This window comes from Streptomyces sp. TLI_105 (genome assembly GCF_900105415.1).
GTDB lineage: Bacteria > Actinomycetota > Actinomycetes > Streptomycetales > Streptomycetaceae > Streptomyces.
On sequence record NZ_FNSM01000001.1, the window covers coordinates 6,842,296 to 6,855,804 of the forward strand.

General features: G+C 75.6%; 11 protein-coding genes. 6 read left to right on the plus strand and 5 right to left on the minus strand.

The features are described from left to right. Positions 1-29: 29 nt before the first annotated feature. Positions 30-224, minus strand: coding sequence for a hypothetical protein (locus tag BLW86_RS31335; protein WP_030691317.1), 195 nt, complete (start codon positions 222-224; stop codon positions 30-32). 308 nt (positions 225-532) lie between these two features. Here BLW86_RS31335 and BLW86_RS31340 point away from each other — a divergent pair, with 308 nt between their 5' ends. The 6 genes from BLW86_RS31340 (at position 533) to BLW86_RS31365 (ending at position 9,744) form a co-directional block, all read left to right on the plus strand. Continuing rightward, a complete protein-coding gene (locus BLW86_RS31340) occupies positions 533-925 on the plus strand; it encodes an ankyrin repeat domain-containing protein (RefSeq protein WP_093877144.1) in 393 nt (130 codons plus the stop codon). Positions 926-1,184: 259 nt separating this feature from the next. Next, the gene (locus tag BLW86_RS31345) at positions 1,185-2,600 is read left to right on the plus strand and encodes a hypothetical protein (protein WP_093877145.1); all 1,416 of its coding nucleotides are present in this window, start codon (positions 1,185-1,187) and stop codon (positions 2,598-2,600) included. Positions 2,601-2,901: 301 nt separating this feature from the next. Continuing rightward, positions 2,902-4,023, plus strand: coding sequence for a glycosyltransferase family 4 protein (locus BLW86_RS31350; RefSeq protein WP_093877146.1), 1,122 nt, complete (start codon positions 2,902-2,904; stop codon positions 4,021-4,023). Beyond that, positions 4,020-5,204 (plus strand): glycosyltransferase, encoded by a 1,185-nt coding sequence (locus BLW86_RS31355; protein WP_093877147.1) that lies wholly within the window; start codon positions 4,020-4,022, stop codon positions 5,202-5,204. The genes BLW86_RS31350 and BLW86_RS31355 overlap by 4 nt, the downstream gene beginning before the upstream one ends. After that, positions 5,201-6,154: an SGNH/GDSL hydrolase family protein gene (locus tag BLW86_RS31360; protein WP_256341478.1), complete on the plus strand. Its 954-nt coding sequence runs from the start codon at positions 5,201-5,203 to the stop codon at positions 6,152-6,154. Before BLW86_RS31355 ends, BLW86_RS31360 begins: the two co-directional genes overlap by 4 nt. Continuing rightward, positions 6,151-9,744 (plus strand): hydantoinase B/oxoprolinase family protein, encoded by a 3,594-nt coding sequence (locus tag BLW86_RS31365; RefSeq protein ID WP_093877148.1) that lies wholly within the window; start codon positions 6,151-6,153, stop codon positions 9,742-9,744. Before BLW86_RS31360 ends, BLW86_RS31365 begins: the two co-directional genes overlap by 4 nt. 3 nt (positions 9,745-9,747) lie before the next feature. On the opposite strand, the gene BLW86_RS31370 is transcribed toward BLW86_RS31365, so the two are convergent. The 4 genes from BLW86_RS31370 to BLW86_RS31385 all read right to left on the minus strand — a co-directional run bounded on the left by BLW86_RS31370 (position 9,748) and on the right by BLW86_RS31385 (position 13,427). After that, a complete protein-coding gene (locus tag BLW86_RS31370; RefSeq protein ID WP_093877149.1) occupies positions 9,748-10,611 on the minus strand; it encodes a 5-oxoprolinase subunit C family protein in 864 nt (287 codons plus the stop codon). Continuing rightward, entirely contained in the window at positions 10,608-11,228 is a 621-nt protein-coding gene (locus BLW86_RS31375; RefSeq protein ID WP_093877150.1) for a 5-oxoprolinase subunit B family protein, read from the minus strand. Before BLW86_RS31375 ends, BLW86_RS31370 begins: the two co-directional genes overlap by 4 nt. Further along, positions 11,225-11,989, minus strand: coding sequence for a LamB/YcsF family protein (locus BLW86_RS31380; protein WP_093877151.1), 765 nt, complete (start codon positions 11,987-11,989; stop codon positions 11,225-11,227). Before BLW86_RS31380 ends, BLW86_RS31375 begins: the two co-directional genes overlap by 4 nt. 157 nt (positions 11,990-12,146) lie before the next feature. Continuing rightward, positions 12,147-13,427 carry an MFS transporter gene (locus BLW86_RS31385; RefSeq protein WP_093877152.1) on the minus strand — a complete coding sequence of 427 codons (1,281 nt, stop codon included), beginning with the start codon at positions 13,425-13,427 and terminating at the stop codon, positions 12,147-12,149. Between the last annotated feature and the right edge of the window lie 82 nt (positions 13,428-13,509).

Below are 13,509 nucleotides of genomic sequence, written 5' to 3' on the forward strand. Positions count from 1 at the left end.
CCTGAATCGGTGGAAGGGACTGAAGGGCGTCAGAACTTGATCCCGCCCAGGAGGCCGGCGAGGCTCTGGCCGCCCGCCGTGATGCTCGGGGCGATGGCGGTGCCCGCGAGGTAGAAGCCGAACAGTGAGCTGACGAGGGCGTGTGAGGCCTTCATGCCGTCCTTCTTGAAGAACAGGAAGCAGATGATGCCGAGCAGGACCACGCCTGAGATGGACAGGATCATTGGTTGTTCTCCTGGTTGAGGGGACAGTCACCATGAGTTCTTCCAGATTCACAGCAAGTATCTATGTGATTAAAGGTGCATTAGGGTGAAAAGCGGCTGATTTCACTTGACCGGCGGACGCCGGACGCCTCGCCAGGTGGCGAAATGCCCGGCGTGCGCTAAGGGCGGATTCCGGGGCGGGACGACGTGATCTTTGCCTCGGGCGGGCGCGGTCATGTCGCCGGACGGGCAGTACCCTGTCGATTCACCCGTACGGCCGCGCTTGCCGTGCACAGGCCGACAACGCAGGAGAGAGGCGGTTCCACCCGATGAGCGAGACTCCGGACCCCGAGGTCGTCGAGCTGGCGTCGAAGGTCTTCGACCTCGCGCGCACGGGTGACGCCGACGCCCTCGCCGCCTACGTCGACGCGGGCGTCCCCGCGAACCTCACCAACGACAAGGGCGACACCCTCGTCATGCTCGCCGCCTACCACGGCCACGCCGCCGCGGTCACCGCCCTCCTGGAGCGCGGCGCCGAGGCCGACCGCCCCAACGACCGCGGCCAGACCCCGCTCGCCGGCGCCGTCTTCAAGGGTGAGGACGCCGTGATCCGCGCCCTCCTCGCTGCCGGCGCCAATCCGGAGGCAGGGACTCCGTCAGCGCTCGACACCGCCCGCATGTTCGGCAAGACCGAACTCCTGGAGCTCTTCGGATCCAGGTGAACGGCGGCTGAACCCCAGGTGGGAGCAGCGTCGTAAATGTGGTCGCGGTGGCGAAATGGGTGGGTCATCATGACGTCGGGCCCGGCAAAACGGGCCACCGACGAGAGGCTGAGGAAGATGGTCACTGGCAGGCGAACGACGACGACGAGCGGCCCCGAATGTTGCCGCACGGCCTAGGCGTACGGGCGACGTACCGCCCGACCCGGCTCCCCCCGGTATCCCCCGGTCGTGTCGACAGCTTGATGTGAGGCGTCTTCCCATGTTCGATCCAGTCATAGCGCCGAGCGGCACCCTGCTCGGCCTGCTGCAGCGGGGCCGCGGCGACGGCACCCTGCACGCGCTCGCCGCGCCACGCGCCGAGGCCCTCGCGGCCCTCAACCACTGCGTTCTCGACGACCCCCGCCACGACTGGCAGGTCGAGAACCGCTCCCTCTACTACGCCCGTCTCTACCTGGACCTCCACGGAGGTCTCGACGAGATCGAGGCGCACCTCCTGGGTGCCGAGGACCACCTCGACACCGAGGAGTCCCGGACCGGGCTCGCGCTCGCCGTCCTCGGGCACCTCGCCTCCTACGGACGCCAGGACGCCCTGCTGCTGCTCCGGCGGTACGCGGCGACCGGCGCGAACTGGGCCTGGGCCCTGGACGAGCTGGCCCTCCGCGACGACGACGCCGGACTCCGCGCGCTCGCCCTGCCCGTACTGGCCCGCTTCCCGGCCGACGCGGACGGCGACGCCGAGCTGGCGCGCACCGTCCGCGACGCCTTCGAGCCCCGCCCCTGGCGGCTGTGGGCCGAGGACCCGCGCGAGGCCGTCGGCGCCCGGGTCAGGGCCGCCCAGGAACAGGGCTCCTTCGACCGCTGGCAGCGCCAGATGCGCCCCGCCGGGCCCCGCCCCGGCTGGAGCGTCCGGGCCGTCCTCGACTGGGCGCAGGAGGGGTACGAGCGCGGAGCCGTCCTCCACGGCCCCGCCGCCCGCTGCCTGACCGCCGTCGCAGGACCCGAGGACCGGCCCGAGCTCCTCGCCGCCGCCCGGCACGGCGCCACGGGAGCCCGCGGCGCCGCCCTGCACCACCTCGCCGAGTCACAGGACCCCGCCGTCCTCGACCTCGTCGAGGCCGCGGCCGACGGCGACTCCCGCGAGGTCGCCGACGCCGCCGTCGCCGCCTACCGGCGGATGTGCGGCGAGGACGCCGTCGCCCGCGCCCGCGCGTGGGTCCGGCGCGCCGACGCCCTCGGGACGGCCGCCGCCGAGGTCCTCGCCTGCCGGGGCACCGCCCAGGACGCCGGCCTCGTCCTCGGCGCCCTGCGCGACACCGTGCGCTCCGAGGGCCCCGACGCCCCCGAGCTCGCCTGCCTCGTCGACGGCGCCGGACGCCTCGGCATCGCCTGCGCGGCACCCGTGCTGCGCCACGTCTACCGCGAGACGACCTCCTCCCGGCTGCGCGGCCACGTGGCCCGCGCCCTCGCCGCCACCGACCCCACCTTCGCGACCGGCTTCGCCGTCGAATGCCTCTGGGACTGCGAGGAGACCACCCGCGAGGTCGCGGCCCAGCACGCCGAGACGGGTGACGTGCGCGTCGCCGAGCGATTGCGCCGCCTCGCCGCCGACCCGGCCGAAGAGGTCGAGGTCCAGGCGGCGGTACGCAACCGGATAGGGCCGGACCTCCAGGTCTGACCCCGGCTCCGGGGCAGCGACAGGTCCGACCAACCCCTCCCGGCCCGACCTCGCGCACCCGAGCCACCCGCCACCCGGCCCCGGGGCGGCGCGGCCTGCGGCGGAGAACCCGCCGACCGTGGCCCCGCCCCGGGGGCCGGGGCGTCTCCGGCCCGGCCCTCCCCGGGCCGGCCCCGGCCCCGGGCTTCGACTCCGGTGCCGGGCCCCGGCACACGCCCCCGGGGGAAACGCTCATGGGACGTTCCCTCCCCGTCCAGATCCACGTCGGCGGGGGCACGCCGAGCACGACGACAACACCCGTATGCGTGTCGTCATCGTCACCGAATCCTTCCCTCCCGACGTCAACGGTGTGGCGCACTGCGCCCTGCAGACCGCGCGCCACCTCGTCCGGCGGGGTCACATCCCGCTCGTCATCGCCCCCGCCGTCGCCGACCCGGCCGCGGACGCCGACGCCCCCTGCGCCGTCGTCCGGGTGCCCTCCCTCCCCCTGCCCGGCTATCCGCAGGTACGCGTCGCCCTGCCCAGCCGCCGGGTCGCCGCCGCCATCGCCGCCCACCGCGCCGACCTCGTCCACCTCGCCGGGCCGTTCGTCCTCGGCGTGCGGGGGATGACCGCCGCCGCCCGGCTCGGCATACCCGCCGTCGCCGTCTACCAGACCGACCTCGCCGGCTACGCGCGCACGTACGTCGGGACCGGCGAGGGCGCCGCCTGGCGCCGCCTCCGCGCCGTGCACGGCGCCGCCGACCGGACCCTCGCCCCCTCCTCGGCCGCGGTGCGCGACCTGGAGGCCCACGGCATCGGCCGCGTCCGGCTCTGGGGACGCGGAGTGGACACCGCCCGCTTCCGCCCCGAACTGCGCGACACCGCCCTGCGCCGGGAGCTCGCCCCCGACGGGGAGCTCCTCGTCGGCTACGTGGGCCGCCTGGCGCCCGAGAAGCGGGTGGACCTGCTCGCCGGAGCCTGCGCGCTCCCCGGAGTCCGGGTCGTGGTCGTCGGGGACGGGCCGAGCGGGCCCGCCCTGCGCGTCGCCCTGCCGGGCGCCCGGTTCCTGGGCCGCCGCACCGGCGCCGACCTCGCCCGGATCTTCGCCTCGCTCGACGTGTTCGCCCACACCGGCCCGTACGAGACGTTCTGCCAGACCGTCCAGGAGGCCATGGCGAGCGGGGTCCCCGTCGTCGCCCCGGCCGCCGGCGGGCCCCTGGACCTGGTCGACCACGGTCGCACGGGGCTGCTCGTCCCGCCGGGCGACCCGGACGCGCTGCGCGAGGCCGTCGCCGCGCTGGCCGCCGCCCCCGGGACGCGCGCCGCCCTCGGCCTGGCCGGACGGGCCGCCGTCGCGGGACGCACCTGGGAGGCCCTCGGCGACGAACTGATCGGCCACTACCTGGAGGTGCTGCGCGAGCGGACGGCGGTGGCGGCATGAGCGGCGTCCGTACGGGAGACGGCACCGGGCTCCGGATCGTGCGGCTCGCGAACTTCGTGACCCCCACCTCGGGCGGCCTGCGCACCGCCCTCGACCAGCTCGGCCGCGGCTACCTGGCCGCCGGTCACGAGCCCGTCCTCGTCGTCCCCGGCGAGGTCGCGAGCGACCGCCGCACCGAGCAGGGCCGGGTCGTCACGCTCCCCGGCCCCGTGCTGCCCGGCACCGGCGGCTACCGGGTCCTCGCCGACCGGCGCCGGGTCCGCCGGCTCCTCGACGGACTCGCCCCCGACCGGATCGAGGTCTCGGACCGCACCACACTGCGGTGGACGGGGGAGTGGGCGCGACGCGCGCGCGTGCCGTCGGTCATGGTCTCCCACGAGACCGCGGACGGGGTGCTGCGCACCTGGGGCGTGCCGCCCGCGCTCGCGGCCGGCGCGGCGGACCGGCTCAACCGCCGCACCGCGTGGGCCTTCGCGCGGATCGTGTGCACGACGGAGTGGGCGGAGCGCGAGTTCGTACGGATCGGGGCCCGCAACGTCGTACGGGCCCCGCTCGGCGTGGACCTGGACCGCTGCCGGCCCGGCCGCCGCGGTGCCGTGCCGCGCGCCCGGTACGCCGACGGGGAGCGGGTGCTGCTCCTGCTGTGCTCGCGCCTCTCGGTCGAGAAACGGCCGGGCACGGCCCTGGACGCCCTGGAGGAGCTGCGGGCCTCGGGGATCGCGGCGGCGCTCGTGGTCGCGGGAGACGGGCCGCTGAGGGGCGCCCTGGAGCGGCGGGCGCGCGAGCGGCGGCTGCCGGTGCGGTTCCTCGGGCACGTGGCCGACCGGGAGGCCCTGGCGGACCTCCAGGCGGCCGCCGACGTGTGCCTGGCGCCGGGGCCCGCGGAGACGTTCGGCCTCTCCGCCCTGGAGGCCCTGGCCTGCGGGACCCCCGTCGTGGTCAGCGCCTCCTCCGCCCTGCCCGAGGTCGTCGGCACGGCGGGGGCGTCCGCCGCCAACACGCCGGGCGCCTTCGCCGACGGGGTACGGAGCCTTCTCACGGTCCCGGAGGGCGTCCGCCGCCGGGCCGCACGCGCGCGTGCGGAGCTCTTCTCCTGGGACCGCGCCGTCACCGCCTTCCTCCACGCCCACGACGCCCTCCCGACGGTCCGGCCGCACCTCCCCGAGGAGGCCCGCCGATGACAGGAGAGAGGGCGGTGGCCGGGACGGTCACGAAAGCCGCCGCGTCCGTTCCGGAGCCCGCGCCCGGGGTCCCGGCCGCGCGGGGCGGCGACACCGCCCCGCGCGGAACCGCCGACTCCCTCCGGTTCGCCGTGGTCGGGGACTCGTTCAGCGAGGGCGTCGGGGACCGGGTCGGCGGCTCCTGGCGGGGGTGGGCGGCGCTGCTCGCCGAGGGACTCACGGACGGGGGACGGGGGACGGCCTTCCTGAACCTCGCCGTCAGCGGGGCGCTCAGCGCGGACGTCGCCGACGAACAGGCACCCCGCGCGCTCGCGTTCCGGCCGCACCTCGCCTCCGTCGTCGTCGGCGTGAACGACACCCTGCGCCACACCTTCGACATCGCGCTCCTCGCCCGCCACCTGGACCGGGTCTGCGCCGACCTCGACGCCCTCGGAGCCGTACTCCTGACGGCCTGTCTTCCCGATCCCGGCCGGATGCTCGGCCTGCCGCCGCCCCTGGCGCGCCCGCTCGCCCGCCGCCAGCGCTCCGTCAACGCCGTCGTGCACGCGCTGTCCGACCGGTACGGAGCCGTCCACCTGCACCTGGCCGACCCCGCCTGGACCGAGGACCGCACCCTGTGGAGCGCCGACCGGCTGCACCCCGGCGAGCGCGGCCACCGGGCCGTCGCCGCCGGCTTCCACCGGCTCCTGGCCGCCCGGGGACTCACCCACGGCGCACCGCCCTCGACGGAGCCCGCCCAGCCGCCGCCGACCCGTACCGAGGCCCTGCTCTGGCTCGCCACCGCCGGCACGGGCTGGGTCCTGCGCCGCAGCCGCGACCTGCTCCCGCAGCTCCTCCTGCTCGCCGGCGCCGAACTGCGCCACTGGGTCGACGGCACCGGCACGGCACCCCTCGACGCGCGCGCGGACGACGCCCTCACGGCCGCGCTCGCGGCCACAATGGGGAGATGAGCGGGCGCTGGGAGTTCTGGATCGACCGGGGCGGCACCTTCACCGACGTCGTCGGGCGACGGCCCGACGGCCGACTCGTCAGCCGCAAGGTGCTCTCCCACGACCCCGCCCGCCGGCAGGACGCGGCCGTCGCCGGCATCCGCCTCCTTCTCGGCCTGGAGCCCGGCGAACCCGTCCCCGCCGACCGCGTCGCCGTCGTCAAGATGGGTACCACCGTCGCCACCAACGCCCTCCTGGAGCGGCGCGGCGAGCCGACCGTGCTCCTCATCACCGAGGGCTTCCGCGACGCGCTCCGCATCGCCTACCAGAACCGGCCCCGGCTCTTCGACCGGCACATCGTGCTGCCCGAGGCGGTGTACGCGCGCGTGATCGAGGTCCCCGAGCGGGTCGACGCCCGCGGCCGCGTCGTCCGTCCGCTGGACGAGCCCGCCGTCGCCGGGGCGCTCGCCGCCGCGCGCCGCGACGGCTTCCGCTCCGCCGCCGTCGTCCTGCTGCACGGCTACCGACACCCCGAGCACGAGGCCCGGGTCGCGGCGGCGGCCCGCGCCGCCGGCTTCACCCAGATCAGCTGCTCGCACGAGGTCAGCCCGCTCATCAAGCTCGTCCCGCGCGGGGACACCACCGTCGTCGACGCCTACCTCTCGCCGATCCTGCGCCGGTACGTCGACGAGGTCGCCCGCGAACTCGCCGGAATCCGCCTCATGTTCATGCAGTCCAACGGGGGACTCCGCGAGGCGGCCCACTTCCGCGGCAAGGACGCCGTCCTGTCGGGCCCGGCGGGCGGCGTCGTCGGCATGGCCCGCACCTCGGCGCAGGCGGGGCACGACCGTGTCATCGGCTTCGACATGGGCGGCACCTCCACCGATGTGTCGCACTACGCGGGCGTCTTCGAGCGTGAACTCGGTACACAGGTCGCCGGGGTGCGGATGCGGGCGCCCATGATGAGCATCCACACCGTCGCGGCGGGCGGCGGCTCCGTCCTCCACTACGACGGGCGCCGCTACCGGGTCGGTCCCGACTCGGCCGGCGCCGTCCCCGGACCCGCCTGCTACCGCCGCGGCGGCCCCCTGACGGTCACCGACGCCAACGTCATGCTCGGGCGCGTCCAGCCCGACCACTTCCCCGCCGTCTTCGGCGAGACCGGCGACCGCCCGCTCGACGCGGAGGTCGTGCGGGAGCGGTTCACCGCCCTCGCCGAGGAGGTCGGCGGCGGCCGCACCCCCGAGGAGGTCGCCGCGGGCTTCCTGGAGATCGCCGTCCTCGACATGGCCAACGCCGTCAAGAAGATCTCCGTGGAGCGCGGCCACGACGTCACCCGCTACGCCCTCACCTGCTTCGGCGGCGCCGGCGGCCAGCACGCCTGCGCCGTCGCCGACGCCCTGGGCGTCGACACCGTCCTCGTACCCCCGCTGGCCGGAGTGCTCTCGGCGTACGGGATCGGACTCGCCGACGCCACCGCCATGCGGGAGCGGTCCGTCGAGGCCGAGCTCGACGCCGCCGGCACCCACGGGCGCGTGACCGCCCTCTGCGCCGAACTCGCCGACCGCACCCGCGAGGAGCTCCGTGCCGACGGACTGCCGGACGAGGCGATCACCACCCGCGCACGCGTGCTCCTGCGGTACGCGGGCACGGACGCGAGCCTCCCCGTCGACCTCGCACCACCCGGCGACCTGAAAGCCGCGTTCACAGACGTCCATCGAGCGCGGTACGCCTTCACCCTGGACCGGCCGCTCGTCGTCGAGGCCGTCACCGTCGAGGCCGTCGGAAGCGCCGGTCCGCACGGGCCGGTCCTCGTCGACACCGCGGAGCGGAGCGGCCCCCTCGCCCCCGTGGCCACCGTCCGGATGCACAGCGCCGGCACCCCCCGCGACGCCCCGCTCCACCGGCGCGAGGACCTGCGGCCGGGGGACGGCGTCGACGGGCCCGCGATCCTCGCCGAGGCCGACGCCACGACCGTCGTCGACACCGGCTGGCGGGCCACCGCGACCGACGGCGGCCACCTCCTGCTGCGCCGCGTCGCCCCCCGTCCCGCGCGCGTGGCCGCCGGCGCGGACGTGGACCCCGTCCTCCTGGAGGTCTTCAACAACCTCTTCATGTCCATCGCCGAGCAGATGGGCGTCCGTCTGGAGAACACCGCCCAGTCGGTCAACATCAAGGAACGCCTCGACTTCTCCTGCGCCCTCTTCGACGCCGAGGGCAACCTGATCGCCAACGCGCCCCACATCCCCGTCCACCTCGGCTCCATGGGGGAGTCCATCAAGGAGGTGCTCCGCCGGCGCGGGGACGACCTGCGCCCCGGCGACGTGTACGCGATCAACGACCCGTACCACGGCGGCACCCACCTCCCCGACGTCACCGTCGTGACCCCGGTGTTCGACGACACGGGCGACGAGCTCCGCTTCCTCGTCGCCTCCCGAGGCCACCACGCCGAGATCGGCGGCATCACCCCCGGCTCCATGCCCGCCTTCAGCCGGACCGTCGACGAGGAGGGCGTCCTCTTCGACAACTGGCTGCTCGTGCGCGACGGCCACCTCCGCGAGACCGAGACGCGCGCCCTGCTCACCGACGCCCGCCACCCCTCCCGCGACCCGGACACCAACCTCGCCGACCTGCGCGCCCAGATCGCCGCCAACGAGAAGGGCATCGAGGAACTGCGCCGCACGGTCGAGGAGTTCGGACTCGACGTCGTCCAGGCCTACATGCGGCACGTCCGCGCCAACGCCGAGGAGTCCGTACGGCGCATCGTCGCCCGCCTGGACGACGGCGAGTACCGCTACGAGACCGACGGGGGCGCCGTGATCCGGGTCGCCGTCCGGATCGACCGCGAACGGCGCTCCGCCCTCGTCGACTTCACCGGCACCTCCGCCCAGCTGCCCGGGAACGCCAACGCGCCCACCGCCGTCGTCATGGCCGCCGTCCTGTACGTCTTCCGCACCCTGGTCGACGAGGACATCCCGCTCAACAGCGGCTGTCTGGAGCCCCTGGAGGTCCGCGTCCCGCCCGGCTCCATGCTCGCCCCCGTCCACCCGGCGGCCACCGTCGCCGGGAACGTCGAGACCTCCCAGGCCGTGACGGGCGCGCTCTACGCGGCCCTCGGCGTCCAGGCCGAGGGCTCCGGCACCATGAACAACGTCACCTTCGGCAACGCGCGCGTGCAGTACTACGAGACCGTCGCGAGCGGTTCGGGCGCGGGCGACGGCTTCGACGGCGCCGACGCCGTCCAGACCCACATGACCAACTCCCGGCTCACGGACCCCGAGATCCTGGAGTGGCGCCACCCCGTCCGGGTCGACGCCTTCGCGGTACGGGAGGACAGCGGCGGGCGCGGCCGATGGCACGGCGGCCACGGTGTGGAGCGGCGGCTGCGCTTCCTGGAGCCGATGACGGTGGCCCTCCTCACCGGCCACCGCAGGGTCCCGCCGTACGGGATGGCCGGCGGCGAGCCGGGCGCCCTCGGCGAGAACCTCGTGGAGCGCGCCGACGGCACCGTCGAGCACCTCGAAGGCGCCGCCACCACGGAGGTGGGCCCCGACGACGTCCTGGTCCTGCGCACCCCCGGCGGCGGGGGCTACGGTCCGCCGCCCCCGTGACCCTCACCGCACCGGCACGAACCGCACCGGCGTCCCCGGGACCGCCTGCGCCGCCGCGCCCAGGTCGGCCTCCCTCACCACCGCGACCACCGGATAGCCCCCGGTCGTCGGATGGTCCGCCAGGAACACCACCGGGCGCCCGTCCGGCGGCACCTGCACCGCGCCCAGGACCATGCCCTCGCTCGGCAGCTCGCCCGGCAGGGCCCGCTCCAGGGCCGGGCCCTCCAGACGCAGCCCGATCCGGTTGCTCGCCGGCGACACCCGGTACGCGCGCGTGGAGAAGGTCCGGAGCGCGTCGGCGGTGAACCAGTCGTCGCGGGGACCGAGCCGGACGCGCAGGACGAGCTCCGCCGCCGGGCCCGGCCACGGCGGGGCGTCGACCGCCCCCCGTACGCCCGTGTCCGCCCCCAGCGGCAGCACCGTCCCCTCCGCGAGCGGCGCCGGGCCGAGGCCCGACAGCAGGTCGGCGGAGCGGCTGCCGAGCACCGGGGCGACGGCGATCCCACCGCCGAACGCCACGTACGAACGCAGCCCGCGCACGGCCGCGCCGACCTCCAGGACCGACCCGGCGCCGACCCGGACCGTCGTTCCCCAGGCGGCCGGGCGGCCGTCCACCCGGACCGGGCAGGGCGCGCCGCCCACAGCCACGGTCACCGCGCACCGGGGCCGCAGCGCGCACCCGCTGACGGTGGTCTCCAGGACCGCCGCGCCCTCCGCGTTGCCGACGAGACGGTTGACGAGCCGTACGGCCGCCGGGTCGAGGGCGCCCGAGCGGGGCACGCCCAGGTGCGCGTAGCCCGTGCGCCCCAGGTCCTGGACGGTGGTCAGCGCCCCGGCCCGGACCACGGCGACGGCCCGGTCGCTCATCGCCCGCCCCCCGCCGTGAACCGGACCCGGGTGCCGGGCGCGAGCAGCGCGGCCGGGTCCCGCCCGGAGTCCCACAGCACCACGTCCGTGGTGCCGATCAGCTGCCAGCCGCCGGGGGAGGAGCGCGGGTACACCCCCGTGTACGGGCCGGCCAGGGCGACCGACCCGGCCGGGACGGCCGTCCGCGGGGTGGCCCGGCGGGGCACCCCGTACCGCTCGCCGAGCCCGGTGAGATAGCCGAAGCCGGGCGCGAACCCGCAGAAGGCGACCCGGAACTCGGCCGCCGTGTGGATCCGCACCGCCGCCTCCACGGACACCCCCCAGAGCGCGGCGACCTCCGGCAGGTCGGGCCCGTCGTAGCGCACCGGCACCTCGACGACCTCGCCCACGCGCGCGTGGAGCGGCGCCGGCTCCCAGCCGGTCAGCTCGGCCGCAAGCCGCTCCGGATCGTCCACCCCGTCGAGGAGCACCGTCCGCGCCGCCGGCACGATCTCCCGTACGGCGGGCAGCGCACCGGCCGCCCGCCGCCGCAGCAGCTCGGCGTGGAAGGCCTCGGTCGCGTCGCCGCCCTCCAGCTCCACCAGGAGGGCCCGGTCGCCCGCCCTCAGCACCCTCACGCGAAGGCCTCCACGCGCACGCCGGAGGCTTCGAGCCGCTCCCGGACCCGCCGGGCGAGGCCCACCGCGCCCGGGGTGTCCCCGTGCAGGCAGAGCGACCGGGCCCGCACGGCGACGGAGCTCCCGCAGTGCGCCGTGACGACCCCGGAACGGGCCATGGACACGGCCCGTTCGACGACCTCGTCCGGATCCGTGACGACGGCTCCCTCCTGCCCCCGTGGCAGCAGGGAGCCGTCCGCCCGGTAGGCCCGGTCGCCGAAGGCCTCGGCGACGACCGGGAGCCCGGCCGCCGCGGCGGCCTCGTGCAGCCGGGACCCCGGCAGTCCGAGGACCGGCAGCGTCCGGTCCGCGAGCAGCACGCCGTCGACGACCGCCGCCGCCTGCTCCGCGTCCCGGACCACCCGGTTGTAGAGCGCCCCGTGCGGCTTCACGTACGAGACCCGCGAGCCCGCGGCCCGGGCGAAGACCTCCAGGGCGCCGATCTGGTACGCCACCTCGGCGGCCAGCTCCGCCGCCGGGACGTCCATCGCCCGCCGTCCGAAGCCGGCCAGGTCGCGGTAGGACACCTGGGCCCCGATCCGCACCCCGCGGGCCGCCGCGAGCTCGCAGACCCGCCGCATGGTGACCGCGTCCCCGGCGTGGAAGCCGCAGGCCACGTTGGCGCTGGTGACGACGGACAGGAGCTGCTCGTCGTCGGTCAGCGTCCAGCGGCCGAAGCCCTCGCCGAGGTCGGCGTTGAGATCGATCGGGACCGGGGTCATGTGGTGCTTCCTCTCCCACCTGGTGGTGCGGTGGTGCTCATGGACGCGCCGTGCGGTTCACACGGCGATGCGGTGGTGGTCGTCCCGGGCGTCGGTGACGAACATCCGGCCCGGGCACGCGCGCGTGCCTCGCGCGGATCGGGAACCGCCGTCCCGCTCATACGAGTTCCCTCCCCCGGGTCTCGGGCAGCCCGAACAGGGCGAGCACGGCCAGGCCGTAGCCGACGGCACCGAAGACCAGCGCCCCGCCCACGCCCCAGCCCTCGGCGAGGAAGCCGACCAGGGTCGGAAAGACGGCTCCGACCGCGCGCCCCGTGTTGTACGTGAGCCCCTGCCCCGTGCCGCGCACCGGCGTCGGGTACAGCTCCGCGAGGAAGGAGCCGAAGCCGCTGAAGATGGCCGACATGCAGAAGCCGAGCGGAAAACCGAGCAGCAGGAGCAGGGTGTTCGCCCCGGCGGGGATGTGGGTGTAGGCGAGGACGGACATCGCGGACAGCACGGCGAAGAGGGCGATGTTCTTCTTCCTGCCGAGCCGGTCGGTGAGGTGTCCGCCGGTCAGGTAGCCGGTGAAGGCCCCGGAGATCAGCAGGGTCAGATACCCGCCGGTGCCGACCACGGTCAGGCCGCGCTCGGTCTTCAGGAAGGTCGGCACCCAGGTGGCGAGCGTGTAGTAACCGCCCTGGACGCCGGTCGAGAGCAGGATCGCGAAGAGCGTGGTGCGCAGCAGACCGGGACGGAACACGGCCCCGAGCGAGCCCCGTCCGGCGTCGGCCCTGCGGGCCTCGGCGGCCTGCGGGGCGTCCTCCACGTTCCGCCGCACGTAGACGACGAGGAGCGCGGGCAGAGCTCCCGTCCAGAAGAGGATCCGCCAGGCGAGGTCCGCGTCGGCCCACCGGAACACCAGGGCGTACGCGAGCACGGCGAGCGCCCACCCGGCCGCCCAGGCGCTCTGGACGGCGCCGAGCGTCCGGCCCCGGTGCTTCGCGGAGGCGTACTCGGCGACCAGGATCGCGCCGACGGCCCACTCGCCGCCGAAGCCCAGGCCCTGGAGCGCCCGGAAGACCAGCAGGGTCTCGTAGTTCGGGGCGAAGCCGCACAGGACGGTGAAGACCGCGTAGGTCACGACCGTGACCATCAGCGCCTTCACCCGCCCGACGCGGTCGGCGAGGACGCCGGCGAGGGCGCCGCCGACCGCGGAGACGACGAGGGTGACGGTGGTCAGGAGGCCTGTCCGGCCCTTGTCGAGGCCGAAATGGGCGGCGATGGCCACCATCGACAACGGCAGGGTGAAGAAGTCGTAGGAGTCCAGGGCGTATCCGCCGAACGCGCCGCCGAAGGCGCGCCGGCCGCGCGGCCCGAGGCCGCGCAGCCAGGCGAACGCGCCCGTGTCGTCGGGCCGTTCGCCCTGGGAGTGCTGCCGGGTCTGTGTCGTGCTCATCTGCACCTCGCAGGAGGGGGAGGAGCGTGCCGGAGAGACGTGCCGAGGAACCGTGCGGTGCCGTCAAGGTAGAGGATTGTTC

Excerpts from the sequence above, each read along its gene's own strand:
- BLW86_RS31335 (WP_030691317.1), bottom strand. The coding sequence starts at position 224 with ATGATCCTGTCCATCTCAGGCGTGGTCCTGCTCGGCATCATCTGCTTC.
- BLW86_RS31340 (WP_093877144.1), top strand. The coding sequence starts at position 533 with ATGAGCGAGACTCCGGACCCCGAGGTCGTCGAGCTGGCGTCGAAGGTC.
- BLW86_RS31345 (WP_093877145.1), top strand. The coding sequence starts at position 1,185 with ATGTTCGATCCAGTCATAGCGCCGAGCGGCACCCTGCTCGGCCTGCTG.
- BLW86_RS31350 (WP_093877146.1), top strand. The coding sequence starts at position 2,902 with ATGCGTGTCGTCATCGTCACCGAATCCTTCCCTCCCGACGTCAACGGT.
- BLW86_RS31355 (WP_093877147.1), top strand. The coding sequence starts at position 4,020 with ATGAGCGGCGTCCGTACGGGAGACGGCACCGGGCTCCGGATCGTGCGG.
- BLW86_RS31360 (WP_256341478.1), top strand. The coding sequence starts at position 5,201 with ATGACAGGAGAGAGGGCGGTGGCCGGGACGGTCACGAAAGCCGCCGCG.
- BLW86_RS31365 (WP_093877148.1), top strand. The coding sequence starts at position 6,151 with ATGAGCGGGCGCTGGGAGTTCTGGATCGACCGGGGCGGCACCTTCACC.
- BLW86_RS31370 (WP_093877149.1), bottom strand. The coding sequence starts at position 10,611 with ATGAGCGACCGGGCCGTCGCCGTGGTCCGGGCCGGGGCGCTGACCACC.
- BLW86_RS31380 (WP_093877151.1), bottom strand. The coding sequence starts at position 11,989 with ATGACCCCGGTCCCGATCGATCTCAACGCCGACCTCGGCGAGGGCTTC.
- BLW86_RS31385 (WP_093877152.1), bottom strand. The coding sequence starts at position 13,427 with ATGAGCACGACACAGACCCGGCAGCACTCCCAGGGCGAACGGCCCGAC.